Raw genomic sequence first — 26,721 nt, forward strand, 5'->3', positions numbered from 1 at the left:
GCGCGGAAAGGCGAACGGCCCGAAAGGGCGAGCCGCGCGGAGAGGCGAACGGGGACGAGTGACCGCGGGCAGGCACGGGCGCCGAGCCGCGCGGAAAGGCGGTCGGCGACCGCACCCGGCCGCGCGGGAGTGGGGCGGGGCGGTGGGGGACGGCCGGGCCGGGGGCCGGTGCCCCCCGTCCCGTCAGTGCCCCAGGTCGTGCCCTCCGACGTGCCGGGGAGCGGGGGCGCGCTCCAGTTCGTGGCGCAGGTCCTCCAGCTCGCTGCCGCCCGCCATCTGCCGGGTCAGCTCGTCCAGGGTGATCTCCGACTTCTTGTGACTCCCGGCCATCACCCCCCGCTTGAGCAGGACGAACCGGTCGCCGACGAGATACGCGTGGTGCGGGTTGTGGGTGATCAGGACCACCCCGAGCCCGGCGTCGCGCGCCGCCGCCACGTACTTCAGCACGACCCCGGACTGCTTGACGCCGAGCGCGGCCGTCGGCTCGTCGAGGACGAGGACCTTGGCGCCGAAGTAGACGGCACGGGCGATCGCCACGCACTGACGCTCGCCGCCGGACAGGGTGCCGATGGGCTGGTCGACGTCCCGCAGGTCGATGCCCATGCGCAACAGCTCGGCGCGGGTGGTCTCGCGCATGGTGCGGACGTCGAGCCGCCGGAAGGGCCCTCTGCCCCTGGTCGGCTCCGAGCCGAGGAAGAAGTTCCGCCAGACGGGCATCAGCGGGACGACCGCGAGGTCCTGGTAGACCGTGGCGATCCCGCGGTCGAGGGCCTCGCGCGGGGAGCCCAGCGAGGTCTCCTCGCCGTCGATGGCGAAGGTGCCGGAGTCGTGCCGGTGCAGCCCGGCGACGATCTTGATCAGGGTGGACTTGCCGGCGCCGTTGTCGCCGAGGACGCAGGTGATCCCGCCCGCGTGGACCTCCAGTGACACGCCTTCCAGCGCACGGATGTTGCCGTAGTACTTGCTGACGTCGTCGAGTTCCACGAGGGCCGTCATGTCGTCGCCTCCGCGCGCTTGCGGACCCATGCGTTCAGCAGGGTCGCCAGGAGCAGCATGGCTCCGAGGAAGAACTTGAACCAGTCCGGGTTCCACTCCGCGTACACGATGCCCTTGCTGGTCATGCCGAAGATGAAGGCACCGACCGCGGAGCCGATAGCCGAACCGTAGCCGCCGGTGATCAGACAGCCGCCGATGACGGCCGCGATGATGTAGATCAGCTCGTTGCCGACGCCCTCGCCGGACTGGACGACGTCGAACGAGAACAGCAGGTGCTGGCCGGAGATCCAGGCGCAGAAGGCCACGCCCATGTAGAGCAGGATCTTGGTCCTGGCGACCGGGACGCCGACGGCCCGCGCCGCGTCCGCGCCGCCGCCGACGGCGAAGATCCAGTTGCCGAAGCGGGTGCGCAGCAGGATCCAGGTGGCGAGGGCGACGAGGGCGATCCACCACAGGATGGTCGTCTTGACGTCGACGCCGCCGGCGGTGAACGAGGCGAAGACCTTCTTGGCCGCGGGGAAGCCCTCCATGTCGGCGATGGTCTTCGTCGACACCGTGCCGCTGACCAGCTTGGTGAAGCCGAGGTTCATGCCGGTGAGCATCAGGAACGTGCCGAGCGTGATGATGAAGCTCGGCAGTTTCGTGCGCACCAGCATGACGCCGTTGAAGGCGCCGATCGCGAGGGTGACCAGGAGCGACACCAGGGCGCCGACCCACACGTTCGCCGTCATCTGGTAGCTGAACATCGAGGAGACCAGCGCGGAGCTGGTCACCAGCACACCGGCGGAGAGGTCGAACTCACCGCCGATCATCAGCAGGGCGACCGGCACGGCCATGATGCCGATGGTGGACGCCGCGTACAGCACGGTGCTCAGGCTGGACGCGCGCAGGAAGGTGTCGGCCACGATCGAGAAGAAGAGGAACACGGCGGCCGCGCCGACGACCGAGCCCAACTCGGGGCGGCCGAGCAGCTTCTTCCACGACGAGGTGCGCAGCAGCCGCTCGTCGGACGGGCCGGTGCTGTCGTGGGCCGGTGGTGCGGTCGCGGTCATCGGGTCCCCCGCTCCGTGTAGTCCTGCAGTTCGGCGGCGTCCTTCTCGGTGATGATCTGCGGGCCGGTGAGGACGGGCCGTCCGCCGCCGAGCACATCGGCGTTGTAGCGGTAGAGCCACAGCAGGTCCACTGCCTCGTAGCCCTGGAGGTAAGGCTGCTGGTCGACGGCGAAGCCGAGGTCGCCGGCCTTGAGCCCGGCGGCGACCTTGGCGTTCAGGTCGAAGGTGTCGATCTCGGCCTCGCTGCCCGCGGTCCGCTTCGCCTGGACGGCGGCGTCGGCGAACGGAGCGCCGAGGGTGACGACCGCGTCGATGGACGGATCGGTCTGGAGCTTGGCCTCGATCGCCGCCTGGACGTCGGGCATGTTGGTGCCGTCGACGTAGAGGTTCTGCAGCGCGCCGTCGAAGGTCTTCCCCGCCCCCGAGCAGCGCTGCTCGTGGCCGACGTTGCCCTGCTCGTGCAGGACGCAGAGCGCCTTCTTCCGCCCGCGCCGGTCGAGCTCCTCGCCGACGGCCTCCCCGGCGACGGTCTCGTCCTGGCCGATGTGGGTCAGGGCCCCGTACGCCTTGGACTCGGCCGAGCCGGAGTTCACGGTGATCACCGGGATACCGGCCCTGTTGGCCTTGGCGACGACGTCCTTCATGGCGTCGGGCTTGGCGAGCGTGACGATCAGCCCGTCGACCTTCTGGTCGATGTACGTCTGGACCAGCTGGGCCTGCTGCTGCGCCTCGTCGCTGTGGGCGTACAGGAACTTGACGTTGTCCTTCACCGCGGCCTGCTTGGCGCCCTTCTGGACGATGTCCCAGAAGGTGTCGCCGTCTCCCGAGTGGGTGACCATCGCGAACGTCCAGCGCGGGGTGTCGACCGCCGCCCGGCCCTGCGCCTCCGCCGCCCTGCGGGCGTCCTCGGCGCGTTTGCCGCCGGTGGCGCTGCACCCCGCGAGGGAGGCCCCGAGCACCGCCGCCAGCACCGCGCCGATCGCACGTACCCCTGTCCGAACCCTTGCCACGACGCCGTGCCCCTCTTGCTCCGCCTGCTGTACTCCGGCGCAAGTATCCCCGAGCACGACCGCCGGGGCGGCCCGGTGGGTGGTGGTGAGGCAGGTCATCGGGTGCCGTCGGCCGTGAGCTTCTCCAGTGCGGGGACGTCCTTCTCCGTCACCAGAGCGGGTCCCGTGAGCACCGGCTTGCCGCCGCCGATGACGTTGCCGTTGGTCTTGTTGAGCCACAGTTCGTCGACGGCGAGGTAGCCCTGGAGGTAGGGCTGCTGGTCGACGGCGAAGCCGACCTCCTTGGCCTTGAGCCGCTTGACGACCTCGGCGTTCAGGTCGAAGGTGTCGATCTCGGCCTCGCTGCCGGCGCTCTCCTTCGCCTGCACGGAGGCGGCCGCGAACGGGGCCCCCAGGGTGACGACCGCGTCGATGTCCTGCCCGCTCTGCAGCTTCGCCTCGATCGAGGAGGTGGAGGCGGGCATGTTGGTACCGTCCACGTTGAGGTTCTCGACGGTGCCCGCGAAGGTCTTCCCGACGCCCGCGCAGCGCTCCTCCAGCGAGACGTTGCCCTGCTCGTGGATGACGCAGACGGCCTTCTTCCTGCCGCGCTTGTTCAGCTCCTCGCCGACGGCCTCGCCGGCGACCGACTCGTCCTGGCCGATGTGGCTGAGCGCGCCGACCTCCTGGGAGAACCGGCCTCCGGAGTTGATCGTGACGACGGGTATCCCGGCGGCGACCGCCTTCTTGACGACGTCCTTGACCGCCTCGGGTTTGGCGAGGGTGACGACGAGGCCGTCGACCTTCTGGTCGATGTACGTCTGGACCAGCTGGGCCTGCTCCTTGCCCTCCTTGTTCGCGGCGTACAGGAACTCGACGTTGTCCTTGGCGGCCGCGTCCTTCGCTCCGCGCTGGACGATGTCCCAGAAGGTGTCGCCCTCGCCGGAGTGGGTCACCATGGCGATCTTCAGCCGCTCGGTGGTCGCGGGCTTGCCGCCCGTGCCGCCTTCGGCCTTCTCCTCGGAGCCCTTGCCGCCGGAGCTGCTGCATCCGGCCACGGCGAGTGCGAGTGCGGCGAGCAGGACTGCTGCCGTGCGGGGTGTGCGCATGGTGGGGTCCGCCTTCTCTCCCGGCCGCCCGGTTGCGGCTGGTGAGTTTCTACGGGGGCGGCGCCACCCCGTCAATACTTTGTCCGAACATTCTTACGCGGGGTCGCGGCGGCGGAACGGGCCGGCCGCGCGCGGGTACGTCCGGCCGCGCCGCACGCCGCACCTGCCCGGCCGGGCGTCTCCGGCGGGGTCCGCCCGTACGGCACGGAACGTGGACGAGGCGCCGGTGCCGGGCGTCGTGACGGGGCGGACGTCGACCGACGCGGCACTACGGACGGACGAGGAGCTGGAACTCGAAGGCGTACCGCGAGGCCCGGTAGACGTGCGAGCCGAACTCGACGGCCCGCCCGGTGTCGTCGAACGTCGTCCGCTGCATCGTCAGCAGCGGGGCGCCGGGCTCCTCGCCGAGCAGCCCGGCCTCGTCGCCGGTGGCGGCGCGCGCCCCGACCGACTGCCGGGCGCTGTGCAGGGTGATGCCCGCGTTGCGCATCATCCGGTAGAGCCCCGTGGACTCCAACTGCTCGGTGTCCAGCGGCAGCAGTCCCGCCGGCAGATGGTTGCTCAGACGGGCCATCGGCTCGCCGTGCGCCGAGCGCAGCCGCTCCACCAGGTGGACGTCGCTGCCCTCCGGCACCCCGAGGGCGGCCGCGACCTCGGCGGTCGCCGGTTCGACGAGGTTGCGCAGGACCCGGGTGGCGGGCCGCTGCCCCGCCGCCTCCAGGTCGTCGTAGAGACTGCTCAGCTCCAGCGGGCGCCTGACCTGGCTGTGCACGACCTGGGTGCCCACGCCCCGGCGGCGCACCAGAAGCCCCTTGTCGACGAGCGACTGGATGGCCTGGCGGACGGTGGGCCGGGACAGGCCGAGCCGGCCCGCCAGCTCGATCTCGTTGCCGAGGAGGCTGCCGGGCGTGAGGGTGCCGTGCTCAATGGCCGCCTCCAGCTGCTGCGACAGCTGGAAGTACAGCGGGACCGGGCTGGCGCGGTCCACGCTGAGCTGGAGCGGAGCGGTGGCGTCCGTCGTGTCTCTCGGCTGCTTGGGCACGCTGCGAGGGTAGTCGCAGGGCCTGATGACGGGAAGTTGTGTCGTTCGATTGTCAGGACAAATGCTTGACAGGGCCCTTGGGCGGCCTCCAACTTTGGTCCATGCGCATCGGACTCATCGGAACCGGACGTATCGGCGCCTTCCACGCGGGCGTCCTCAGCCGTCATCGCGACGTCGGCGCCCTGGTGGTCGCGGACACCGACGCCCAGCGGGCCCGCGAGGTCGCGGCCCGGATCGACGCCACCGCCGCCCCTTCCGTCGACGAGGTCTTCAAGTGGGGCGTGGACGCCGTCGTCATCGCCTCGGCCACCGCCGCCCACGCCGATCTGATCGGCCGGGCCGCACGTGCCGGACTCCCCGCCTTCTGCGAGAAGCCGATAGCGCTGGACCTGCCGGGGACCCTGGAGGCGCTGCGCGAGGTCGACAGCGCCGGGACCGAACTCCAGCTCGGCTTCATGCGGCGCTTCGACGCCGGGTACGCCAAGGCCCGTGAGCTGGTGCGCTCCGGCCGGCTCGGCCGGCTGCACACGGTACGGGCCGTCACGGCGGACCCGGCCCCGCCGCCCGCCGCGTACCTGCCGCTGTCGGGCGGGCTCTACCGGGACTGCCTCGTCCACGACTTCGACATCCTGCGCTGGATCACCGGACGGGAGGTCGTCGAGGTGTACGCCACCGGCTCCGACGCGGGGCACGCGATGTTCCGCGAGGCGGGCGACGTCGACACCGCGGCGGCCGTGCTGACGCTCGACGACGGAACGCTGGCGTCGGCCACGGCCACGCGCTGCAACGGCGCCGGCTACGACGTCCGCATGGAGCTGTGCGGCGAGGACGACACGGTCGCCGTCGGCCTGGACGACCGTACGCCGATCACCTCCACCGAGCCCCAGGGACCGCCGCCCGCCGACAAGCCGTGGCCCGGCTTCCTGGAGCGCTTCGCCCCCGCCTACGAGGCCGAACTGGACGCCTTCGTCCGGGTCGCGACCGGCGAGCTGGACAACCCGTGCGACGGCCGGGAGGCGCTGGAGGCACTGCGCGTCGCCGAGGCGTGCGAGCTGTCCCGGCGGGAGCACCGCCCGGTGCGCCTGGAGGAGATCCCGGGGTTGTGAGCGCATCTGCGCCGGCTGCCCGTCGCCGGACGACGGGCAGCCGGCGCACACCTCGGATCAGCAGGCCGGGGAGCCGGTCGAGGCCTCCCGCCGGGCCGGCGGAGCGCCCAGGCAGTGGTGGATGCCGTGACCGGAGGCGAGACGGCCCGGGCCGCCCGCCGTCGCGGTGCGGCGGACGCCGAAGCGGTCGGACCCGGGGAAGCGGGCGGGATCCCGGTCCGGGGCCGCGGGCCGGACCAGGACGCGGGTGCCCTCACACGAGGCGCGACGCCGCGCTCGCGATCAGCATGTCCAGCGCCGCCGGATACGCGCTGACGTTCATCTCGGCGACGAGATACCGCGCCGCCGGGGCGATGTGCGGGTGCGTCTCCGCGGGCAGCCGCGCGTACGTGGCCTGCCACACCGCCTCGTCCGCCCGGCGCGCCGCCTCCGGGAGGGCGAGTGCCGCCGCGTCCAGCGCGGCGAAGGCGAGCGTCTGGTCGATGAAGCAGTGGTAGATCCGGACGGCCTCGGGCACCGGGAAGCCCGCGCGGTGCAGCACGCCGAGGACGGCCTCGTCCGCGGCGATCTCGTGAGCCCGCCCCGAGACGCGGCTGGCCGTGAGCACCGCCGCCTGCGGATGGGCCAGGTACGCGGCATGGATGCGCAGCCCCAGCTCACGCAGGTCCGCGGCCCAGTCGTCGGTGGCGCTCCAACCCCTGAGCGCCCGGCCGATCAGCTCGTCGCCGACGGCGAGGGTCAGTTCGTCCATGCCGCGGAAGTAGCGGTACAGGGTGCTCGGGTCGGCGCCGAGCGCCGCGCCGAGCCGGCGAGCGGTGAGCCCCTCGCCGCCGTGCTCGCGCAGCATCCGCAGCGCCGTCGTCACGATCAGCTGCTCCGAAAGGACCACACCGGTCTTCGTGGGGCGACGGCGCCTGCGCGCCCCTTCCGGAACCACTTTCTTCGGCAACGCACTGCCCCTTCCGCGCGGTTGGCGCCCGCAGGCCCGGACCGGGGCGCTTATGCCAACGCCATTGACGCTATCAGGGGGCGGTGAGTTTCATCAGGGCCCGGAAGAGTCCTGGTGAAGAGGGAAAGGAAGAGGTCATGCGCATCTTGCTGGTCGGCGCCGGCGGAGTGGGGACAGCAGTCACCCGGATCGCCGCTCGCCGCGATTTCTTCGAGCACATGGTCGTCGCGGACTACGACGAGGCCCGGGCCCGGGCCGCCGTGGCCGGTGTCCCACGGGCGGGCCGTGGGGCCTCGGCCGGGACGGGCGACGGCGCCGAGGCCGCCGACGGCCGGTTCACGGCCGCCCGGATCGACGCCTCGGACGAGGCCGCCGTCAGGGAGCTCCTGGAGCGGGAGCGCTGCGACGTGCTGCTCAACGCGACGGACCCCCGGTTCGTGATGCCGCTGTTCCGGGCCTCGCTCGCCGCGGGCGCGAACTACCTCGACATGGCGATGTCCCTGTCGCGGCCGCATCCGCAGCGACCGTACGAGGAGTGCGGCGTGAAGCTCGGCGACGAGCAGTTCTCCCTGGGCGAGGACTGGTCGGCGTCCGGCCGGCTCGCCCTCGTCGGCATGGGGGTGGAGCCCGGACTGTCGGACGTCTTCGCCCGGCACGCGGCGGATGAGCTCTTCGACTCGATCGAGGAGATCGGCGTCCGGGACGGCGCGAACCTCACGGTGGACGGCTACGACTTCGCGCCCTCGTTCAGCATCTGGACCACGATCGAGGAATGCCTGAACCCCCCGGTGGTCTTCGAGACCGGTCGCGGATGGTTCACCACACCGCCGTTCAGCGAGCCGGAGGTGTTCGACTTCCCCGAGGGGATCGGCCCGGTGGAGTGCGTGAACGTGGAGCACGAGGAGGTGCTGCTCATTCCGCGCTGGGTCGACGCCGACCGCGTCACGTTCAAGTACGGCCTCGGCTCCGACTTCATCAACACCCTGCGGGTCCTGCACCAGATCGGCCTGGACCGTACGGAACAGGTCGCCGTGCGCAGCGCCGGCGGCCCGGTGCAGGTGTCGCCGCGTGACGTCGTCGCGGCCTGTCTGCCCGACCCGGCCACGCTCGGCGACCGGATGCGGGGCAAGACGTGCGCGGGTACGTGGGTGAAGGGCGTCAAGGACGGGCGGCCGCGCGAGGTGTACCTGTACCACGTCGTCGACAACGAGTGGTCGATGAAGGAGTACGGCAGCCAGGCCGTGGTGTGGCAGACGGCGGTCAACCCGGTCGTCGCCCTGGAACTGCTGGCGACGGGTGCGTGGTCCGGAACGGGCATCCTGGGCCCCGAGGCCTTCGAGGCGCGCCCCTTCCTGGATCTGCTGGAGGACTACGGCTCTCCCTGGGGCATGCGCGAGCAGTGACCGGCGTCGCGGGCGGCGGGAGAGCGGCGCGGCCGGGCCACGGGGCACCGGTCGCGCCGCCTCCGGCTCAGGCGAGCACCTTCAGCGCGCCCGGCTGCACCCGCACCGTCACCGGCAGCGTCGCGTCGACCTCGCCGTCAGCGCCGTACGGGAGGCTGCGGTCGGCCTCGATGCGGATCTCCCTGCCGCGCAGGACCTCCACCTCGGGGCGCTCCAGGTGCGCGCCCGTCTTGAGCTCGTTCATCATCGCGAAGAACAGCCGCTTGGGCGCGTGCCGGATGACGACGACGTCGAGCACGCCGTCGTCGAGGCTGGCCCCGGGGGCGATGTTGCGGCCGAAGCCGTAGTAGCCGGAGTTGGCCGCGACGACGGTGTAGCCGCGCAGCTCGTGGAGCGAACCGTCCACGGTGATGCGGTACTCGGCCGGCCGCCACGCGGCCACGGCCCGCAGCCCGCCCGCGTAGTAGGAGGCCGCTCCGCGCAGCAGCCTCGACGTGTTGGCGTGCCGGTTGGCGACGGCGTCGACACCCGCGTAGACGCTGCCGAGGACGGACACCCCGGCGTGGACGGACGACTCGACCCGGATGGTGTCGACCGCCCGCGGTGATCCCGCGAGCAGTACGGCGGCGAGGGCGGCGGCGTCGGTGGGCAGGCCCAGCGCCCGGGCGAAGTCGTTGCCGCGCCCGGCGGGTACGAGGCCGAGGACCGTGTCGGTGCCGCTGAGCGCGCCTCCGACGCCGCCCGCCATCCCGTCGCCGCCGACGGCGAGCACGATGTGCCCCTTGCGTCCGGCTTCCCGCGCCAGCTCCTGGGCGTGTTCCAGGTCGCGGCTGTACCGGGTGTCGAGCCCGGCTCCGGCCTCCCTCAGCAGGCGGGCCAGCGGGAGCAGGGCCGCCGTACCGCTGGAGCCGCCCGCGGTGGGGTTGACGACGGCGGTGAACTGTCGCATGGATGCGCCTTTCGGAAGGCAGGGGCCGGTCAGCGGACGGGGATGAGCACACCGGGGTTGAGGATCCCGGAGGGGTCGAGCTCGGCCTTGACGGCCTGCAGCACGCGGACGCCGACGGGGCCGACCTCCCGGGTGAACCAGTCGCGGTGGTCGGTGCCGACGCCGTGATGATGGCTGATGGTGCCGCCTGCCGCCAGGATCGCGTCGTTGGCCGCCCGCTTCACCGGCGCCCAGTGGGCGACGGGGTCCTCGCCCTGGGCGGAGACGACGGTGAAGTAGAGCGAGGCGCCGTTCTCGTACACGTGCGAGATGTGGCACATGACCAGCGGTGGGGTGCCCGCCTCGGTGAGCGCGGCGGTGAGTGCCTGGCGCACCGCGTCGTAGAGACCGGGCAGGGCCGACCAGAAGGCGGCGGTCTCCAGGGTCTCGGCGAAGGCGCCGGCGTCGAGGAGCGCGTCGCGCAGGTACGGCGCGTCGTAGCGGCCGTGGGCCCAGCGCTCGCCCGGCTCCTCGCCGACGAACTCGCCGCCGCAGGCGAGAAGGACCTCGCGGGCACGGGCGCGCCGGTCGGCGGTGTCCTCGGCGGTGCCCTCGTAACCGGCGATCGCCATGCACCCGGTGGCCTGCGGGGCGCCCTCCCCGCCGATCCGGTCGGGCTGGGCGAGTCCGATGAAGGACTCCGTCTCGTCGGACAGCCGGAGCACGGTCGGGCGGGGGCCGTCCTGGGCGAGCCTGCGGAGCGCGGCGGCGCCTGCCTCGAAGGAGGCGAAACGCCAGCCCTCGTAGACCCGGGTCTGCGGGAGGGGGCGGATCCGGACGGTGACCGAGGTGATCACGCCGAGCGCGCCCTCGGAGCCGAGGACCAGCTGGCGCAGGTCCGGGCCGGCCGCCGAGCGGGGGGCGCGGCCGGCCTCCAGGGTGCCCTCGGGGGTGGCGACGGTGACGCCGAGGACCATCTCGTCGAAGCGCCCGTAGCCGGCCGAGGCCTGGCCGCTGGAGCGGGCGGCGGCGAACCCGCCGATCGAGGCCCACTCGTAGGACTGGGGGAAGTGGCCCAGGGTGAAGCCCCGTTCGTTGAGCAGGGCCTCGGCGTGCGGCGCGCGCAGTCCGGGCTGGAGCACGGCGGTGCGGGAGACCTCGTCGAGGGCGAGGAGTCCGTCGAGTCGGCGCAGGTCCAGGGCGACGAATCCCTGCTCGGCCTCGGGGGCGAGACCGCCGACGACGGAGGTGCCGCCGCCGAACGGCACGACGGCCAGGCCGTGTCCGGCGCAGGCCCGCAGCACGGCCAGCACCTCGTCGTGGCTCGCGGGGAGCACGACGGCCGCTGGGAGGTCGTCGACCTCGCCGGCGCGGATGCGCAGGAGGTCCGGGGTGGACTTGCCGCGCGTGTGGCGGATCCGGGTCTCCGCGTCGGTGCGTACGTGCGCGGTGTCACCGACGGCGGCGGTGAGCGCGTCGCGGGCGGCTCCGGTCAGCGCGGAATCGGGGACGGGGATGTCGCCGAGGTCCGCGGGGCCGCTCTCGCGGGGGGTGACGCCGAGCAGATCGCGCAGCAGACCGATCACCGAGTCGGGCAGCGGGGCCGCCTTGGCCGGGTCGCCCCAGCCGCTCCACAACATGTCCACTTCGCCTGTCCTTCACCGTCGGTTTCGCGGGGCGCGGTGCCGCGCGGCCTGCACTGGCATTACACTGTGACAGATGACGCCTATTCGTCACAACCATGCGGACGGAGATGCCGTGCTCGACGCGGCACGAGACTGCGTCCTCGCCGTCGGCGTACGCCGGACCACCCTGACCGACGTGGCCCGGCGCGCCGGTGTGTCACGCATGACCCTGTACCGCCGCTGGCCGGACGTGCGGACCCTCGTCGGTGATCTGATGACCCGGGAATGGATCGCGCTCGCCGTGGGCGCCATGCCCCCGGCCGACCCTGACCGCCCGACCCGGACCCGGCTGGTCGACGGACTCGTCGGCGGGGTCGCGGCCTTCCGGTCGCACCCGCTGTTCCACAAGATCGTCGACGTCGATCCGGAACTGCTGCTGCCGTATGTGCTCGACCGCCGCGGCGCCAGCCAGGACGCGCTCCTCGGGCTGATCACCGGCGCCCTCGCGGAGGGCCACGCCGACGGCTCCGTCCGGCAGCTGCACCCCGACCTGCAGGCCCGGTCGCTGCTGCTGGTCGCGCAGTCCTTCGCCATGTCGCTGCGCACGATGACCGAACCGGACGACCCCGAGCTCACCGACGCGGCCTTCCTCGAAGAGCTGCGGACCCTTCTGGAGAGGACCCTCACGCCATGAGCACTCCGAGTCCCGCCTCCTCCCTGAACGCGGCGCGCCGCGCGCGGGAGCTCGCCGCACTCTCCGACGGCGCCGAGGTCGACGTGCTCGTCGTCGGCCTCGGCGCGACGGGCGCCGGAGCGGCCCTCGACGCCGCTGCGCGGGGACTGTCGGTCGCCGCGATCGACGCCCACGACCTCGCCTTCGGCACCTCCCGGTGGAGCTCCAAGCTCATCCACGGCGGACTGCGCTACCTGGCGAGCGCGCAACTGGACGTCGCCCACGAGAGCGCCGTCGAGCGCGGCATCCTCATGGAGCGCACCGCCCCGCATCTGGTGCATGCCCAGCCGTTCGTCCTGCCGCTGACGCCGCTGGTCCCGCGCGCCCAGGCCGCGCTGGCCCGGGCCGGCTTCCGGGCGGGCGACCTGCTGCGGGTCTCCGCCCGCACCTCGCGGACGACCCTGCCCGCGCCGCGCACCCTGTCCGCGGTGGAGACCCGCCACATGGCGCCCGCGCTGCGCCCGACCGGGCTGCGCGGCGGGCTGCTGTCCTGGGACGGCCGGCTGACCGACGACGCCCGGCTGGTGACCGCCGTCGCCAGGACCGCCGCCGCGCACGGCGCCCGGATCCTCACCCGGGTGCGCGCGCTCTCCCTCGGCGGCTGGGGCGCCGCCGTACGCGACGAACTCACCGGCGAGGAACTGCAGATCCGGGCCCGCACGGTGATCAACGCCACCGGCGTCTGGGCGGGCGGGCTCGTCGACGACGTACGGCTGCGGCCCTCCCGGGGCACCCATCTGGTGCTCCGCTCCGAGGTCCTCGGCGGTCTGTCGGCCGGACTGCACATCCCGATCCCCGGCGAGACCAACCGCTTCGTCCTCGTCCTGCCCCAGGGCGACGGCCGGGTCTACGTGGGCCTGACCGACGAGCCGGTCGACGGCGACGTACCCGACGTGCCGGAGGTGCCCGAGACCGACATCGGCTTCCTCCTCGACGTCCTCGGCTCCGCGCTCGACGTGTCCGTGGGCCGTGCGGACGTGGTCGGGGCGTTCGCCGGGCTGCGCCCGCTGCTGGACACCTCCGGCGCCGGCGGTCCGGGCCGCACCGCGGACATCTCGCGCAGGCACGCCGTCCTCACCTCGGGGGACGGTGTGATCACCGTCGTCGGCGGCAAGCTCACCACCTACCGGCGAATGGCCCAGGACGCGGTGGACGCCGCGGTCACGGCACGCGGACTGCCCGCCGGGGGGTGCCGCACGGCCTCGCTGCCGCTGGTCGGCGCAGCCCGTCCGGACGCGCTCGCCGCACTGGACGCGCCCCGCCGGCTGGTGCGCCGCTACGGGACCGAGGCCCCTGCCGTCCACGCCCTCGGCCTCGCCGACCCCGAGCTGGCCCGGCCGGTCGTCCCCGGCCATCCCGTCACCGGCGCCGAACTCCTGTGGGCGGTACGGCACGAAGGGGCCCTGGACGAGTCCGACCTCCTCGACCGCCGTACCCGGATCGGTCTGGTGCCGCACGACCGGAAGACCGCGCTGGAGGCCGCGCGCGGGGCACTGGCGACCCGGGTCGGCTGAACGGCCCCTCGCCCTCCGGAGCGCTCGGGCCGGCCCGAACCGCCCGTCGGTTCGGCAGCGTCCGGGTACTCACTCGGCGAGCCCGCACGCGCCGCACTCGGGGTCGCGGGTGCCGGGGGCGTAGCCGGCACGTCCACCTCTACATCCTTCGGTGTAGCGGGGATTCGTCACCCGCCAGGACGAATCGCCGCGTGACGGCGCGGACGATGAGGACATGACCAAGACTCTGTCCACCCCGGTCGGCGCGCCGGGCGCCTCGGGCGGCCGGCTGGCCCTGCTCGACGTACTGCGCGGCACGGCGATCCTCGGCACGCTGATGACGAACGTGTGGGTCTTCACGACGCCCGGCGCGGAATGGGGGAGCCTCACGGGCGCCGGCGGCATGCCGGGGTTCACCTCCCTGCCCGACGGCGCCGAGACCCTCTTCCGGCTCGTGGCGGACGGCAAGTTCCTTGCCATGCTGACGATCCTCTTCGGTGTCGGGCTCGCCATCCAGTTCGACTCCGCCGCCCGGCGCGGGCTGCCCTGGCCGGCCACCTACCGGGGACGGGCGCTGTTCCTCCTCGCCGAGGGCACCGTCCACTTCGTCCTGGTCTTCGCGTGGGACGTCCTCATGGGGTACGCGGTCACGGCGCTGCTCGTCGCCCGGTTGCTGGCCCGCTCGGACCGGGCCCGCCGCCGGGTGATGTGGTGGGCGGGCGGTCTGCACCTGCTGCTGATGGGCGGGCTGACGGCGGCCCTGGCCACGGCCGGGGACGACGGCGGCACGGGGTCCGGCGGGGACGTCCCGCGCGAGGTCGTCGACCTGTACGCGCACGGCGGTTACGCGGACCAGATCGCGTTCCGCCTGGACAACGCGGTCGCCCTGCGTCTGGAGCCGGTGCTGACGTTCGGTCTCCTGGTCTTCCTGTTCCTGCTGGGCGTACGGCTGTACCGGGCGGGGGCGTTCGGCGCCGAGGCCGCCGGCCGGCGCATACGCATCCGGATGCTCGGCTGGGGGCTGGGACTCGGCGTACCGCTGACCGGCCTGTCCGTGCTCGCAGGGCCCGACGGCTTCCTGCTCGAGCGCTACTGCGTCGCCCCCCTGGTGGCGGTCGGCTACATCGGCCTGATCGGCACCGTCGTGGACCGGGTCCGCCGCGAGGGCCGGTTCACGAAGGGGCTGGCCTCGGTCGGGCGGACGGCCCTGTCTGCCTATGTGCTGCAGAACGTCCTGTGCGTGCTCGTCTCGTACGGCATCGGTCTCGGCCTCGCGGAACGGCTCGGCGAGTCGGGCCGGCCCTGGTGGGTGATGGGACTGTGGGCGGCGGTGTGCGCGCTGCTGACGGCGGGCTCCACGGTGTGGCTGCGGCGGTTCCCCAAGGGGCCGCTGGAGTCCGTGCAGAGCCGGGTCCTGCGACGCTGAGAGCCGCTCACCACCGGCGTCGGCGCCGGACGGCGCGGGAGGCCGCCCATCACCGCGGGCCCGGCACCGTGGCGGCGGGCTGGGACGCGCCGGTGCCGTAGGAACCGGTGCGTCCCGGGCGGGGCGGTGCCGTAGGAACCGGTGCGTCCCGGGCGGGCCGATGCCGCGGCCGCCCGTGCGGAAGGTTCCGTCAGCCGCCGAGCTCCCGGTGCCGGGCCGCCAGAGCCGCCGAGCCCTGCTCGGTGAGCGAGCCGAGGAGCCGCAGCCGGGAGAAGCCCCCGTCCGGGAAGATGTCGATGCGGACGTGGGTGCCGACCGCCGGGGCGTCGAGCACGAAGCGGTGGTTGGTGTCGGGCTGCAGGCGGGTGCGCGGCAGGAACTCGGTCCACTCGCCGTCCTCGCCCGTCCTGACGGACAGGGCGGCCCAGCCGGCGGAGTTGCCCTTGAGGTACGCGGTGTCGATCTCGACGGCGCGGATCTCGGACTCGGCCACCAGCCGGTACCGGATCCAGTCGTTGCCCCGGTCGCGGCGGCGCGCGGTCTCCCAGCCGTCGTCCATCTTGCGGGAGCGGCCCGGGGTGATGGTGTTGGCGGGCGGCGAGTAGAAGCGGTTCGAGGCGTCCTGCACGGCGCCGCCGTTCTCCAGCGCCACGACGTCGAACGTGCCGAGCGTGGCGAGCCACTTCGGGTCCGGGACGACCTCCCCGTACACGCGCAGCCGTGCGATGCCGCCGTCGGGGTGCTGGTTGACGCGCAGATGTGTGAAGCGCTGCTCGGCGGTGACCTCGAAGCCGTTGGCGGCGTGACCGCCCACGGGGGTACGCGGCACGAGGGTCGTCCACTTCACGCCCTCGGAGAGCAGTTCCTCCGGGGTGGGCGCGCCCTCGGCCCCTTCCCAGGTGGTGCCCTCGACGGACACGGCCTGCGGCATGTTGCCGCGGAAGTGCGCGGTGTCGACCACGATCCCGCGGATCACGCCGGGCGCACCGAGGCGGATCAGCGCCCAGTCGTGGGCGTCGGCCGCGGGCCAGGGCTGCTCGGCCGAGACACCGCGGCGGCGCCGCGTCTCCCAGCCGTCCATGATCTTGCCCTTGTGGCCGAAGTGCTCGGGGTCGAACTCGGCGGGCTCGGGCACCAGCAGGTTCTCCCGCTGGGCGAAGAACTCGTCGTTCGCGGCGATCACACCCGCGCCGAGCCGACGGTCGGCGAGGTTCGCGAGACCGGTGAACGGGAAGTCCGCGGTGCGGTAGTCGGCGTACGGGTCTCCGCCCCCGTACGGGTGCGCGTTGCCGGTGAAGGACGGTATCGCCACGGTGTCAGTCGTTCCTTTCGAGCAGCCGGCCGGTGGGCTCGGCGACGGTGCCGTTCTCCACGATCCGCGTGCCGCGCAGCCATGTCGACTTGACGACACCGTGCAGGGTCCTGCCCGCGTAGGCGGTGACCCGGTTGCGGTGGTGGAGTTCGGCGGGGTCGACGGTGAAGGTCTCGTCGGGGGCGAGTACGGCGAAGTCGGCGTCGCGCCCGGCCTCGACCGCCCCCTTCTGCGTGAGGCCGGCGAGTTCCGCCGGGGCGGCGGACATCCAGCGGGCGACGTCCTCCAGGGTGTGGCCGCGCCTGCGGGCCTCGGTCCAGATCGCGGGCAGTCCCAGCTGGAGCGAGGAGATCCCGCCCCAGGCGGAGGCGAAGTCCGGGGTCTTCAGGTCGCCGGTGCAGGGCGAGTGGTCGGAGACGACGCAGTCGATCGTGCCGTCGGCGAGCCCCTGCCAGAGCACGTCCTGGTTCCGCGCCTCGCGGATCGGCGGGCAGCACTTGAACTCGGTGGCGCCGTCTGGCACTTCCTCGGCGGTGAGGGTGAGGAAGTGCGGGCAGGACTCGACGGTGATCCGTACGCCCTCGGCCTTGGCGGCGGCGATCAGCGGCAGCGCGTCGGCGGAGGACAGGTGCAGCACGTGCACCCGTGCGTTCAGACGCCGGGCCTGCGCGATCAGGTTCGCGATCGCCGTGTTCTCCGCGTCGCGGGGGCGGGAGGCGAGGAAGTCGGCGTACCGGGGGCCCGGCCGCTGGGGCGCGGCCGCCAGGTGGTGCGGGTCCTCGGCGTGGACGATCAGCAGTCCGCCGAAGCCGGCGATCTCGGCCAGGGACCGGGCGAGCTGCTCCTGGTCGAGCTCGGGGAACTCCTCGACGCCGGACGGCGACAGGAAGCACTTGAAGCCGAAGACGCCGGCGTCGTACAGCGGCCGCAGGTCCTTGACGTTGCCGGGGAGCGCTCCGCCCCAGAACCCGGTGTCCACATGCGCCTTGGGCCGCGCCACGTCCTGCTTGACGCGCAGGTTGCCGACCGTGGTCGTGGGCGGGAGGGAGTTCAGCGGCATGTCCAGCAGCGTGGTGATGCCGCCCGCGGCGGCGGCGCGGGTGGCGGTCCAGAAGCCCTCCCACTCGGTGCGGCCGGGATCGTTGACGTGGACGTGGGTGTCGACGAGGCCGGGCAGGACGACGTGGTGGCCGACGTCCTCGAGCCGGGCGCCGGCCGGCACCTCGGCGTCGTGCGGAAGCACCGCCGCGATCCTTCCGGCGGCGACGGCGATCGACGCGGGGCGCGTGCCGCCGGGGGTGACGACCCGTGTCGAGCGCAGCACCAGGTCCACGTCCGTGACGTGCGTGTCGGACACTCTGCCCCTCACTTCCGTACCGCGGTACTTCCGCACGGCGAAATTCAACGAACTGTTGAAGAAGTCTTCCCCTCCACCTCCGGACAGTCAAGACCTCACGGGACCCTCTCGAGTGCGTTCGCAACGATCAGACGTTTCCACAAAGTGGAACTATAATTTCGACAAGCAGAACCTAGTGATGCGCATGGGCAGCACCGCGGGACCATCGGGGACGACCGGCCAGACATGGACAAACACGCCCTGACCCGCATCGACGCCCCCGCGCGAGCGGTGTGCGCCGCGACACCGCCCGGTAGGCTGCTGCCTTGCCCGCCCGCCTGAAAGGACCGTTGACGTGCCGACGTCCAGCGCCAGCGCCACCGACGCCGCAAAGCCCGCCGCGAACAGCGGCGGTGTGCAGTCCCTCGAGCGCGCCTTCGACCTGCTCGAGCGGATGGCCGATGCCGGGGGCGAGGTCGGGCTGAGCGAACTCTCCGCGAGCAGCGGGCTCCCGCTGCCCACGATCCACCGGCTCATGCGCACCCTGGTCGTCTGCGGCTACGTCCGCCAGCAGCCGAACCGCCGCTACGCCCTCGGCCCCCGCCTGATCCGCCTCGGCGAGAGCGCCTCCCGGCTGCTCGGCACCTGGGCCCGCCCGTACCTCGCCCGCCTCGTCGAGGAGACCGGCGAGACCGCGAACATGGCGCTGCTCGACGGTGACGAGATCGTCTACGTGGCGCAGGTGCCGTCCAAGCACTCGATGCGGATGTTCACCGAGGTCGGGCGCCGGGTGCTGCCGCATTCGACCGGCGTGGGCAAGGCGCTCCTCGCCCACTTCCCGGCGGACGAGGTGCGAGCGCTGCTCGCCCGCACCGGCATGCCGGCCGCGACGGAGAAGACCATCACCACGCCCGAGGGCTTCCTGGAGGCACTGCAGCAGGTCCGCCGCGCGGGCTACGCCGTCGACGACAACGAGCAGGAGATCGGGGTGCGCTGCCTCGCCGTCCCGGTGCCCGACTCCCCCACGGCCGCGGCGATCTCCATCTCGGGCCCGGCGGGCCGGGTGACGGAGGCCGCGACGGAGAAGATCGTCCCGGTCCTCCTGACGGTGGCGAAGGAACTCTCGGAGGCCCTGGCGAACACGTCGGCGCCACGGGATTAGCGACCGCACGCGCCCACCCGCGACACGGGAGCAGGCACCGCACGCGCTCACCGGGGGCCGCTCCGGCAGACGCCGCGGAAGCGGGTGGCGCACACCAGCAGCCGCCGCACGCGCCGCGGCCGGACCGGCCGCCGCCTACTCCGCCACGATGCGCTCGACCGCGGCCGTCACCAGTTGCTCCCGCTCCGCCTCCGTGAAGACGTCCGGCAGGGTGAGCTGTTCGACGATCAGCCAGTTAAGGGCGAGGATCAGCAGCTTCACGGCCATCGCGTCGCCGGGAAGGCCCGATGCCTCGTGGTAGGCGAGGTTGGCGTCGACATCGGCCCGGACCCGCTCGGTGAGGACCTCGCGCAGCGCGGGCCGGCGAGTGGCCTCCAGACGGAGTTCGAGCAGCGCCAGGTACCCGGTGCGGAAGGCGGCGACGCGGCCGACGAGTTCGCGCATCAGCTCCGCGTACGTCTCGCGGTCGCGTCCGGCCGACCGCTGGCGGGCGATCGTGGCCTCGTCGGGCTGGAGCCGCTCGTAGACCCGGGCTCCTGCCTGCGTGAGCAGCTCGTCGCGGCCGGCGAAGTAGTTGGACGCGGTGCCCGCGGGGACGGCGGCCTCGCCGTCCACCGCCCGGAACGTCAGACCCCGCGCGCCTTCCCTGGCCAGCACCTCGATCGCGGCGTCGACGAGGGCCGCGCGCCGTTGGTCGTTCCGCCTCACCATCGGCACACCACTCCGTCCGCAGCACCCGCACTCAGACCACTTCAGTCATAGTACTACGCGCTGAGTTGGACGGGGCCCGGTGCGGCACCGGGCCCCGTCCAGGGCGCCTTCCGCGAGGAGACCGAGGGCGCGGGATGCACGCCGGGCCGCTCACCCCCGGTGCCGGGCCACCACCATCGCGCAGCGCGGGGCACCGTCGGAGCGTCGTCCGAGTCCTTCGAGAGGGACCAACTCCACGTCGAAGCCGACCAGTCGGAGCTCCGCGAGCACCTCACCGATCGGGAACGTGCGGTAGTACATGACGAAGGCGGGCCGCCACACCCGGTTTCGTACGCGCATCACGGCGTCGAAGCCGAGCATCGCCCAGTACGGCAAGGTCCCGAAGCGCGGCGGCGCTCCGACGGGGAACGCGAAGACACCGCCCGGGCGGAGGGCGGAGTGCACCTGGGCGAAGAGTCCGGAACGTTCGCGCGGCAGGAAGTGCCCGAAGGCGCCGAAGCTCACCGCGAGGTCGAAGACCGGGCGGAACGGCAGGGCGCGGGCGTCGGCGCGGACCCAGTCCGCCGCGGGATGGGCCCGGCGGGCCTCGCGCAGCATCCCGGAACTGAAGTCGACACCGACGACCCGCTCCTCGCAGAGTCCGCGCAGCACTCGCACGCCCGCCCCCGTGCCGCAGCAGACGTCCAGCCCGTCGTGGAACGGACCGAAGTCCCGCAGCGCACCGGCGGTCTCGTCGAGGATGCGGTCCGGGGTGCGGAACGGGGTCAGGTCGAACTTGGGCGCGAGCAGGTCGTATCCGCGCTCGACCGACGACAGCGCCTGCACGGCGAGTTCGCGGAGGGTGGGGCCCTGGGAGGTGAACATCGGCTCCCAGCGTAGTCAGCGCGGGCGCGGGAGGTCTCGGGCGCGGGAAAGTCAGGCGCGGGAAAGCCGGGCGTGGAAAGGCCGCCGGCTCGTGGGCACGGGCGCGGGAAAGTCAGGCGCGGGAAGACCGCGCACAGGAAGGCCGCCGGCTCGTGGGCACGGGCGCGGGAAAGTCAGGCGCGGGAAGACCGCGCACAGGAAGGCCGCCGGCTCGTGGGCACGGGCGCGGGAAGGCCGCAGGCGCCGGGACAGTGCCGTGCGTGTGGACACGGTGCCGGCCGTCCGCGCGCGCTCAGCCCTTCGGCTCGCCGAACAGCTCCACCGCGTTCCGTACGTTCGTCAGTCCGGCCGCCAGTGCGCTGACCGAGCCGACCGCTCCGGCGATCAGCAGCAGGGACCGGCGGAGCCGCCGGATCTCCGGCACGCCGCTCAGCGCCATCGCGTCCATGGCCGCGAGTTCGTCCTCCGCGATGCCGCGGTCGGCGAACTCGGCCGGATGTGCGGCGAGTTCGCGTCGGAGCCGGGCGACGGCGGCACGCAGCTCCGTCACCCTCGGGTCCTCGCCGCTCCGTTTCTCCCGTGTCCGCCCCACACTCCGCAACACAAGCCCTCCCCTTCGCACGTCGTCGTGCTGCCCGGTGAACGATCCGCCGGACGGTGGTCGAACTCCTGGGGTCGCGGGCCAGTCAACGCCATTCCGTAGGCACTCCGCCACTCCGTGGTACGAAATCCAGCTCGACGTGTCCACTTTTCCCGCGACTCGGACCCGCAGGGCGCGGCACCGGCTGCCCGTGCGGCCCGCCCGCCGGCGCCGCGGGGCGAGGCGGGACCGTCCGCCGGGCCGGGTCGTCACGCCACGGCGTCGCCTGATGGGGTAAGCAGGGTGCATGGCTCACACTTCAGACAAACCGCAGGTCGCGGGACTGGTGCTGGCAGCAGGCGGCGGACGCCGGCTGGGCGGGCGCCCGAAGGCGATGCTGGAGCACCGAGGACGCCCCCTGGTGGAGAACGCGGTGCGGGTCCTGCGGGCGGGCGGCTGCCGATCCGTGCACGTGGTGCTGGGCGCGGCGGCGGAGGAGGTGACGAGACGGGCCGACCTGGCCGGCTGCGTCGTGGCCGTGAACCCGGACTGGGAGGAGGGGATGGGCTCCTCGTTGCGCGTGGGCCTGGCGTCGCTCGCCGCGGGGGGCGGGGGGCAGGACGCGGCCCTGGTGTCGCTCGTGGACCAGCCCGGCATCGGGGCGGCGGCCGTGGCCCGGGTCGTGGCGGCGTGCGACTCGCCGTCCGCGCTGGTGTCGGCGGCGTACGACGGACGCCGGGGCCATCCGGTGCTGTTCGGCGCCCGGCGCTGGGAGGCGGTGGCGGCGCGCGCCTCGGGCGACCGCGGCGCCAGGGACTATCTGGCGGAGCACGAGGCGGAGATCGCGCTCGTCGAGTGCGGGGACGTGGCGGAGGCGTACGACATCGACACGCCGGAGGATCTGGCGCACCTCGATTGAGCCGGAGGGCGTCGGGCACCCGGGACGCGGCACGCCGCCACCGTCCCGCCGCCTCGCGGGCGGCGCAATCCGGAGCACGCGCCCCGGCGCGGGACCCGGCGCGGCGGCGTCGCGTCATGTGAGGAGCCTGGCACCGAGCGCCACGATATGTCGACCAGAAGAATCTCGACATCAACAAACCATTGAACTTCCACCATGCGGTAACTACTATCCACTGATCAGAAGCGCCCGACCCGCGAACGGCGCCCCCGGCAGCACCGCAGCAGCCCTGGCACCGAGTGCCACCCCACTGTGCTCCGCAGCCACCCGCCCGTGAAGCTCGCTGAAGGAAGTGACAGCTCATGTCCGCACCAGCGCCGTCCCCGCTGGCCGTCGTCGAAGCCGAACCACTGCCCCGGCAGGAGGAGGTGCTGACCGACGCGGCACTCGCCTTCGTGGCGGAGCTGCACCGGCGGTTCACCCCCCGGCGTGACGAGCTCCTGGCCCGCCGCGCCGAACGCCGCGCCGAGATCGCCCGTACCAGCACCCTCGACTTCCTCCCGGAGACGGCGCGGATCCGTGAGGACGAGGACTGGAAGGTCGCGCCGGCCCCGGCGGCGCTCGACGACCGCCGCGTGGAGATCACCGGGCCGACCGACCGCAAGATGACCATCAACGCCCTGAACTCCGGGGCGAAGGTCTGGCTCGCCGACTTCGAGGACGCGTCGGCACCCACCTGGGAGAACGTGGTTCTCGGCCAGCTCAACCTCATCGACGCCTACGAGCGCCGCATCGACTTCACGGACCCGCGCTCGGGCAAGTCGTACGCGCTACGGCCGGCGGAGGAGCTCGCCACGGTCGTGATGCGTCCCCGCGGCTGGCACCTTGACGAGCGCCACGTGCTGGTGGACGGGCGCCCGGTCCCCGGCGCACTGGTGGACTTCGGCCTGTACTTCTTCCACAACGCCCAGCGGCTCATCGACCTCGGCAAGGGACCGTACTTCTACCTGCCGAAGACGGAGTCGCACCTGGAGGCCCGGCTCTGGAACGACGTCTTCGTCTTCGCCCAGGACCACGTCGGCATCCCCCAGGGCACCGTCCGCGCCACCGTCCTGATCGAGACGATCACGGCCGCGTACGAGATGGAGGAGATCCTCTACGAGCTCCGCGACCACGCGGCGGGCCTCAACGCCGGCCGCTGGGACTACCTCTTCTCGATCGTCAAGAACTTCCGCGACGGCGGGACCAAGTTCGTCCTCCCGGACCGCAACGCGGTCACGATGACCGCGCCGTTCATGCGCGCGTACACCGAACTGCTGGTCCGTACGTGCCACAAGCGCGGCGCGCACGCCATCGGAGGCATGGCGGCCTTCATCCCGTCCCGCAAGGACGCCGAGGTCAACAAGGTCGCCTTCGAGAAGGTCAAGGCGGACAAGGACCGCGAGGCCGGTGACGGCTTCGACGGCTCCTGGGTCGCCCACCCGGACCTGGTGCCCATCGCCATGGCCTCCTTCGACGCGGTGCTGGGCGAGCGACCCAACCAGAAGGACCGCCTCCGCGAGGACGTGCACGTCACGGCCGCCGACCTCATCGACATCGCGTCGCTGGACGCGCACCCCACGTACGAGGGCCTGCGCAACGCCGTCCAGGTCGGGATCCGCTACATCGAGGCCTGGCTGCGGGGCCTCGGCGCCGTGGCGATCTTCAACCTGATGGAGGACGCGGCCACGGCCGAGATCTCCCGCTCGCAGATCTGGCAGTGGATCAACGCGGGCGTCGTGTTCGAGAACGGCGAGACGGCGACCCCCGAGCTGGCCCGCAGGGTCGCCGCCGAGGAACTGGCCGCGATCCGCGCCGAGATCGGCGAGGACGCCTTCGCGGCGGGCAAGTGGCGGCAGGCCCACGACCTGCTGCTGCACGTCGCGCTGGACGCGGACTACGCCGACTTCCTGACCCTCCCCGCGTACGAGCAGCTGGTCGGCTGACCGCGCGTCGTTCACGGCCCGCCGCCCCCGGCACCGCACAGCGCCGGGGTCGGCGGGCCGTCGGCGTCGCGTTCCCGTCGCCCGCCGCAGCGGTGACGACGGCGTGACCGGAACCACACCGTACGCCGGACAAGGCCCGGAACACTCCCCAAGGGTTGGCCGGTCACCTATGCGTGGTATCGGAGGGGCAGTGTCCCCGGGCCCCACCCATCCCCGGGGAAGAGCGTTCGGCTGAAGCCCCACGGAGCCCCCACCGAGAGGCGACCACCCTCCGCAGCCCCCGGACGGCCCCGGTCGGTCCCCCCGCCTGCCGGGGCCTTTCCCCGGACCGGCACCTGCGGCCGATCGCCCGGGACGGGACGCGGGCCCGCCGCACGGCGACGCGCCCGGCCGCACCTCCGCCGCGCCCGGCGAGGCGCACCCCGGGCGGACACGACCGGCACGATAATTCCGCTGTGCTCCCTTCCCCTTCCGCGCCGGCCCCGGAACGGGTGGTCCGGCCCTTTCGCGTGCTCGTCGTCTGCACGGGCAATCTGCACCGCTCGCCGCTGGCGGAACGCCTGCTGAGAGCCAGACTCGCCGCCTCGCCCGGGATGTTCGAGGTGAGCAGCGCCGGCACCGCCGGCACCACCGGCACCCCCATGGACCCCTTCGCCGCGTCCCTCCTGGCCGAGCTCGGCGGCGATCCGCGCGACGCCTTCGCCCGCCGGCTGACCACGGCCCATGTGGAGGACTCCGACCTCGTCCTGGGCGCCGCCGCGGAGCATCGCGAGGCGGTCGTGCGGCTCTCCCCGCTGTGGGCACTCCAGCGTGCCTTCACCCTGCGGGAGTTCGCCCGGCTACTGAGGCCGGAGGACGCCGCGGGCGTCGCGGATCCCGCCGTGCGGGCCGCCGCGCTGGTCGGCGGAGCCGCGGCACGGCGGGGGAACACGGGCGGGGCGGACGACGACGACGTGGCCGATCCGCACGGGGCTCCCCCGGAGACGGCCCGGGAGGTGGCCCGGCGGATCGCCGAGCCGGTGGAACGCATCGCCGCGGCCGTGCTGGCCGCGCCGCGCTGAGCGGGAGCACCCGCGCCGGCCGCCCGCCGCGGGTGGTCCCTCCCGCACACCGGCGTCCGTGCCCGCCGGGCCGCGGACTGCATCAGCCCGACCACGCGCGAGTGCGGTGGACTGCCCGCGCCCCGGGAGGACCGGCGGCTCAGCCTCCGCAGGGACGGGGTGGCCGCGCCGTGACCCGCAGGGGCTGGACGAGCCGCTGGTGCAACAGCGTCGGGGGACGGTCCGAGGGACGTTCCACGAGTTCCAGGACGAGGGTGCGCGTGGCGCCGCGGGGCAGCTCCATGTCGACGGTGTAGACCGGGTGGCCGCGTTCGGTCAGCTGGTTCAGCATGGCCGGCCGGCCGTCCACGGTCGCCCTTTCCAGCCGTGCCCCCTCGGTCGCGTAGTACGAGACCAGCAGCCGGTTGTCGCCGGGCCGGGTCCTGTAGGGCGGGCTGTCCACCCGCTGGGTGACGTAGGCGGGCAGACCCGAGCCAGGCGCCCTGTTCGTCAGCGACGCGGTCACGGTCACCTCGCGTCCGGCCTCCGTGCACCGTCCGGCGGTCCAGTCCAGGCGCCGGTCCAGGTAGTAGTCGAGTTTGGTACCGGCCGCATTGTTGACGACCAGTCCGGCGAACGGGGCGGGGCCGTCGGGCAGGACGCCCCCGAAGGGGTGCGCCGCCAGCTCGCGCTGCTCGGCCGGATGGGCACTCCACACCTTGACCCGCCCCTCCCGCAGCTGGCCCCGCAGCGCCGCGAAGAGCGCGGAGCGTCGCGCCGGGTCGCCGGCACCGCCCAGGAGCACCTCGGAGGTGGCGCGGGCGACGTCGAGGAAGTACGCCTTCCGCTCGGCGGTGTCGGGGAAGGCCGCGTAGCTGGTCCGCTCGGTCAGGTCCACCACGTTGGCGGCGGTGACGGCGGTCCCGTCGGGGAGCCTGGCGGGGCCCGCGGCGGCGAGCAGCCCCGCCAGCGCGCCGGGGTCGAGGGCGAACGCGCCGTCCAGCCGCCGGCCGCTGTGCTCCCGCCACATGGCGGTCCAGATCCGTGCCGCGTACGGGAAGTGCGGACTGACGTTGGAGTTGACCCAGACACCGGTGGGCGCGTGGCGGCCGTACATCGCGGTGTACTCGGCGCCCAGGTCGACGGACGCACGGACCTCCGCCAACTCGCTGTCGTTGCCGAAGCGTTCGAATCCCAGACGGCCGCGGTCCGCGGTGAGGATCGCGAAGGCGCCGGGCAGTCCGCCGGTGCCGCGCGCCTCCGCCGTGTTCTCGAAGACCACCAGGTACCGTCGCGGGCTCTTCTCGCCGAGCATGGACGGCATCACCCGCGCCGCGGCCGCGGCCTCGACCGTGGCGGGGACGAGGCGGTCGAGCTGATCGGCGAGCAGGGCCCTGGCCCGGTCGGCGGCCGGCAGCCAGGTGCTGCGGGGCAGCCCGGCCACGTCGGCGCGCACGTCGGAGGCGCTGCGCGCCGCCTCGTGGAGGGCGGGAGCGGCACGGCGCAGTGCGGAGAGATCGAGATGACCGCCGTCCGCCCCGGCGCCGGCGACGAGTTCGCCGGCGGTGTCCGCGAGGGGCGAGAGCACGTCGCGGGTCAGCCGGTCGGCCGCCTCCGCCGCGCCGCGTACGGTGCGGACGGGACCACCGAGGACGGGCAGGTGCGCCGCGGCGTACCAGGCCGGCCCGGTGGTGAGGCGGTGCGCCCCGGCCGCCCGGTCGGCGGCCTCGCGCACGGCGCCCTCCGGGGTGCTCGTCGTCGGCGCGCCCGCCGCGGCCGGGCCGCGCAGTGATTCCAGGCTCCGCTGGGCGGCCAGCAGTTCGTGGCGGGCGAGCACGCCGGTGACGGCGATCCAGACGGCGCCGGCCAGAAGCAGCCCCGCGGCGGCGCACATCGAGGCCGCGGCGGGCCGGCGGCGGCACCAGCGCACCGCCCTGTCCGCGACGCGGGTCGCGAAGCCTTGTTCCGGACGCGGCATGCGC

The 26,721-nt window shown here is 73.3% G+C and carries 23 protein-coding genes; 9 read left to right on the forward strand and 14 right to left on the reverse strand.

Features of this window, described 5'->3' with window-relative positions; translation table 11 throughout:
- Positions 1-183 precede the first annotated feature (183 nt).
- The 5 genes from O7595_RS05430 to O7595_RS05450 all read right to left on the reverse strand — a co-directional run bounded on the left by O7595_RS05430 (position 184) and on the right by O7595_RS05450 (position 5,134).
- Entirely contained in the window at positions 184-996 is an 813-nt protein-coding gene (locus O7595_RS05430; protein ID WP_269727584.1) for an ATP-binding cassette domain-containing protein, read from the reverse strand.
- Complete coding sequence (locus O7595_RS05435; protein ID WP_269727585.1) at positions 993-2,048, reverse strand: ABC transporter permease; 1,056 nt, start codon at positions 2,046-2,048, stop codon at positions 993-995. Before O7595_RS05435 ends, O7595_RS05430 begins: the two co-directional genes overlap by 4 nt.
- Complete coding sequence (locus tag O7595_RS05440) at positions 2,045-3,058, reverse strand: sugar ABC transporter substrate-binding protein (RefSeq protein ID WP_269727586.1); 1,014 nt, start codon at positions 3,056-3,058, stop codon at positions 2,045-2,047. The genes O7595_RS05435 and O7595_RS05440 overlap by 4 nt, the downstream gene beginning before the upstream one ends.
- Positions 3,059-3,153: 95 nt before the next feature.
- Complete coding sequence (locus O7595_RS05445; protein WP_269727587.1) at positions 3,154-4,146, reverse strand: sugar ABC transporter substrate-binding protein; 993 nt, start codon at positions 4,144-4,146, stop codon at positions 3,154-3,156.
- A 268-nt stretch (positions 4,147-4,414) separates the two neighbouring features.
- Positions 4,415-5,134 (reverse strand): GntR family transcriptional regulator, encoded by a 720-nt coding sequence (locus O7595_RS05450; RefSeq protein ID WP_269732376.1) that lies wholly within the window; start codon positions 5,132-5,134, stop codon positions 4,415-4,417.
- Between the two features lie 155 nt (positions 5,135-5,289).
- Here O7595_RS05450 and O7595_RS05455 point away from each other — a divergent pair, with 155 nt between their 5' ends.
- Positions 5,290-6,294 (forward strand): Gfo/Idh/MocA family protein, encoded by a 1,005-nt coding sequence (locus tag O7595_RS05455; RefSeq protein WP_269727588.1) that lies wholly within the window; start codon positions 5,290-5,292, stop codon positions 6,292-6,294.
- A gap of 253 nt (positions 6,295-6,547) precedes the next feature.
- Here the strand turns inward: O7595_RS05455 and O7595_RS05465 are convergent, their stop codons facing one another.
- Positions 6,548-7,243 (reverse strand): TetR/AcrR family transcriptional regulator, encoded by a 696-nt coding sequence (locus O7595_RS05465; protein WP_269727589.1) that lies wholly within the window; start codon positions 7,241-7,243, stop codon positions 6,548-6,550.
- Between the two features lie 137 nt (positions 7,244-7,380).
- Here O7595_RS05465 and O7595_RS05470 point away from each other — a divergent pair, with 137 nt between their 5' ends.
- Complete coding sequence (locus O7595_RS05470; protein ID WP_269727590.1) at positions 7,381-8,646, forward strand: saccharopine dehydrogenase family protein; 1,266 nt, start codon at positions 7,381-7,383, stop codon at positions 8,644-8,646.
- A gap of 67 nt (positions 8,647-8,713) precedes the next feature.
- Here O7595_RS05470 and O7595_RS05475 read toward each other — a convergent pair whose 3' ends face one another.
- Together O7595_RS05475 and O7595_RS05480 are read right to left on the reverse strand one after the other, a co-directional pair.
- Entirely contained in the window at positions 8,714-9,595 is an 882-nt protein-coding gene (locus tag O7595_RS05475) for a YegS/Rv2252/BmrU family lipid kinase (RefSeq protein WP_269727591.1), read from the reverse strand.
- A gap of 29 nt (positions 9,596-9,624) precedes the next feature.
- Positions 9,625-11,220: an FAD-binding oxidoreductase gene (locus tag O7595_RS05480; RefSeq protein WP_269727592.1), complete on the reverse strand. Its 1,596-nt coding sequence runs from the start codon at positions 11,218-11,220 to the stop codon at positions 9,625-9,627.
- 73 nt (positions 11,221-11,293) lie between these two features.
- Here O7595_RS05480 and O7595_RS05485 point away from each other — a divergent pair, with 73 nt between their 5' ends.
- The 3 genes from O7595_RS05485 to O7595_RS05495 all read left to right on the forward strand — a co-directional run bounded on the left by O7595_RS05485 (position 11,294) and on the right by O7595_RS05495 (position 14,851).
- Positions 11,294-11,893, forward strand: a complete 600-nt coding sequence (locus tag O7595_RS05485; protein WP_269727593.1) for a TetR/AcrR family transcriptional regulator — start codon at positions 11,294-11,296, stop codon at positions 11,891-11,893.
- Entirely contained in the window at positions 11,890-13,446 is a 1,557-nt protein-coding gene (locus tag O7595_RS05490; protein ID WP_269727594.1) for a glycerol-3-phosphate dehydrogenase/oxidase, read from the forward strand. Before O7595_RS05485 ends, O7595_RS05490 begins: the two co-directional genes overlap by 4 nt.
- Positions 13,447-13,660: 214 nt before the next feature.
- The gene (locus O7595_RS05495) at positions 13,661-14,851 is read left to right on the forward strand and encodes a DUF418 domain-containing protein (protein ID WP_269727595.1); all 1,191 of its coding nucleotides are present in this window, start codon (positions 13,661-13,663) and stop codon (positions 14,849-14,851) included.
- Between the two features lie 190 nt (positions 14,852-15,041).
- Here the strand turns inward: O7595_RS05495 and alc are convergent, their stop codons facing one another.
- A complete protein-coding gene (gene alc / locus O7595_RS05500) occupies positions 15,042-16,163 on the reverse strand; it encodes an allantoicase (RefSeq protein ID WP_269727596.1) in 1,122 nt (373 codons plus the stop codon).
- 4 nt (positions 16,164-16,167) lie between these two features.
- Positions 16,168-17,520: an allantoinase AllB gene (gene allB / locus O7595_RS05505; RefSeq protein WP_269727597.1), complete on the reverse strand. Its 1,353-nt coding sequence runs from the start codon at positions 17,518-17,520 to the stop codon at positions 16,168-16,170.
- A gap of 334 nt (positions 17,521-17,854) precedes the next feature.
- Between allB and O7595_RS05510 the strand changes: the two genes are divergently transcribed.
- Positions 17,855-18,661, forward strand: coding sequence for an IclR family transcriptional regulator (locus O7595_RS05510; protein ID WP_269727598.1), 807 nt, complete (start codon positions 17,855-17,857; stop codon positions 18,659-18,661).
- Between the two features lie 135 nt (positions 18,662-18,796).
- Here O7595_RS05510 and O7595_RS05515 read toward each other — a convergent pair whose 3' ends face one another.
- The 3 genes from O7595_RS05515 to O7595_RS05525 all read right to left on the reverse strand — a co-directional run bounded on the left by O7595_RS05515 (position 18,797) and on the right by O7595_RS05525 (position 20,840).
- On the reverse strand, positions 18,797-19,372 hold the full coding sequence (locus O7595_RS05515; protein WP_269727599.1) for a TetR/AcrR family transcriptional regulator: 576 nt from the start codon (positions 19,370-19,372) through the stop codon (positions 18,797-18,799).
- A gap of 150 nt (positions 19,373-19,522) precedes the next feature.
- The gene (locus O7595_RS05520; protein ID WP_269727600.1) at positions 19,523-20,236 is read right to left on the reverse strand and encodes a class I SAM-dependent methyltransferase; all 714 of its coding nucleotides are present in this window, start codon (positions 20,234-20,236) and stop codon (positions 19,523-19,525) included.
- A 292-nt stretch (positions 20,237-20,528) separates the two neighbouring features.
- Positions 20,529-20,840 carry a DUF5955 family protein gene (locus tag O7595_RS05525; RefSeq protein ID WP_269727601.1) on the reverse strand — a complete coding sequence of 104 codons (312 nt, stop codon included), beginning with the start codon at positions 20,838-20,840 and terminating at the stop codon, positions 20,529-20,531.
- Between the two features lie 283 nt (positions 20,841-21,123).
- Between O7595_RS05525 and O7595_RS05530 the strand changes: the two genes are divergently transcribed.
- The 3 genes from O7595_RS05530 (at position 21,124) to O7595_RS05540 (ending at position 24,760) form a co-directional block, all read left to right on the forward strand.
- Positions 21,124-21,735 (forward strand): nucleotidyltransferase family protein, encoded by a 612-nt coding sequence (locus O7595_RS05530; protein WP_269727602.1) that lies wholly within the window; start codon positions 21,124-21,126, stop codon positions 21,733-21,735.
- A gap of 341 nt (positions 21,736-22,076) precedes the next feature.
- Positions 22,077-23,699, forward strand: coding sequence for a malate synthase A (aceB, locus tag O7595_RS05535; protein WP_269727603.1), 1,623 nt, complete (start codon positions 22,077-22,079; stop codon positions 23,697-23,699).
- A gap of 455 nt (positions 23,700-24,154) precedes the next feature.
- Complete coding sequence (locus O7595_RS05540; protein ID WP_269727604.1) at positions 24,155-24,760, forward strand: arsenate reductase/protein-tyrosine-phosphatase family protein; 606 nt, start codon at positions 24,155-24,157, stop codon at positions 24,758-24,760.
- A gap of 139 nt (positions 24,761-24,899) precedes the next feature.
- Here the strand turns inward: O7595_RS05540 and O7595_RS05545 are convergent, their stop codons facing one another.
- On the reverse strand, positions 24,900-26,717 hold the full coding sequence (locus tag O7595_RS05545) for a DUF4012 domain-containing protein (RefSeq protein ID WP_269727605.1): 1,818 nt from the start codon (positions 26,715-26,717) through the stop codon (positions 24,900-24,902).
- Between the last annotated feature and the right edge of the window lie 4 nt (positions 26,718-26,721).

Origin of the sequence: Streptomyces sp. WMMC940 (assembly GCF_027460265.1) — a bacterium.
Taxonomy (GTDB): domain Bacteria; phylum Actinomycetota; class Actinomycetes; order Streptomycetales; family Streptomycetaceae; genus Streptomyces.

What these genes read in the sequence shown, in the direction of transcription:
- O7595_RS05430 (WP_269727584.1), bottom strand. Translation starts at nt 996, where the DNA reads ATGACGGCCCTCGTGGAACTCGACGACGTCAGCAAGTACTACGGCAAC.
- O7595_RS05435 (WP_269727585.1), bottom strand. Translation starts at nt 2,048, where the DNA reads ATGACCGCGACCGCACCACCGGCCCACGACAGCACCGGCCCGTCCGAC.
- O7595_RS05445 (WP_269727587.1), bottom strand. Translation starts at nt 4,146, where the DNA reads ATGCGCACACCCCGCACGGCAGCAGTCCTGCTCGCCGCACTCGCACTC.
- O7595_RS05455 (WP_269727588.1), top strand. Translation starts at nt 5,290, where the DNA reads ATGCGCATCGGACTCATCGGAACCGGACGTATCGGCGCCTTCCACGCG.
- O7595_RS05470 (WP_269727590.1), top strand. Translation starts at nt 7,381, where the DNA reads ATGCGCATCTTGCTGGTCGGCGCCGGCGGAGTGGGGACAGCAGTCACC.
- O7595_RS05475 (WP_269727591.1), bottom strand. Translation starts at nt 9,595, where the DNA reads ATGCGACAGTTCACCGCCGTCGTCAACCCCACCGCGGGCGGCTCCAGC.
- O7595_RS05485 (WP_269727593.1), top strand. Translation starts at nt 11,294, where the DNA reads ATGACGCCTATTCGTCACAACCATGCGGACGGAGATGCCGTGCTCGAC.
- O7595_RS05490 (WP_269727594.1), top strand. Translation starts at nt 11,890, where the DNA reads ATGAGCACTCCGAGTCCCGCCTCCTCCCTGAACGCGGCGCGCCGCGCG.
- O7595_RS05495 (WP_269727595.1), top strand. Translation starts at nt 13,661, where the DNA reads ATGACCAAGACTCTGTCCACCCCGGTCGGCGCGCCGGGCGCCTCGGGC.
- O7595_RS05515 (WP_269727599.1), bottom strand. Translation starts at nt 19,372, where the DNA reads ATGGTGAGGCGGAACGACCAACGGCGCGCGGCCCTCGTCGACGCCGCG.
- O7595_RS05520 (WP_269727600.1), bottom strand. Translation starts at nt 20,236, where the DNA reads ATGTTCACCTCCCAGGGCCCCACCCTCCGCGAACTCGCCGTGCAGGCG.
- O7595_RS05530 (WP_269727602.1), top strand. Translation starts at nt 21,124, where the DNA reads ATGGCTCACACTTCAGACAAACCGCAGGTCGCGGGACTGGTGCTGGCA.
- aceB (WP_269727603.1), top strand. Translation starts at nt 22,077, where the DNA reads ATGTCCGCACCAGCGCCGTCCCCGCTGGCCGTCGTCGAAGCCGAACCA.
- O7595_RS05545 (WP_269727605.1), bottom strand. Translation starts at nt 26,717, where the DNA reads ATGCCGCGTCCGGAACAAGGCTTCGCGACCCGCGTCGCGGACAGGGCG.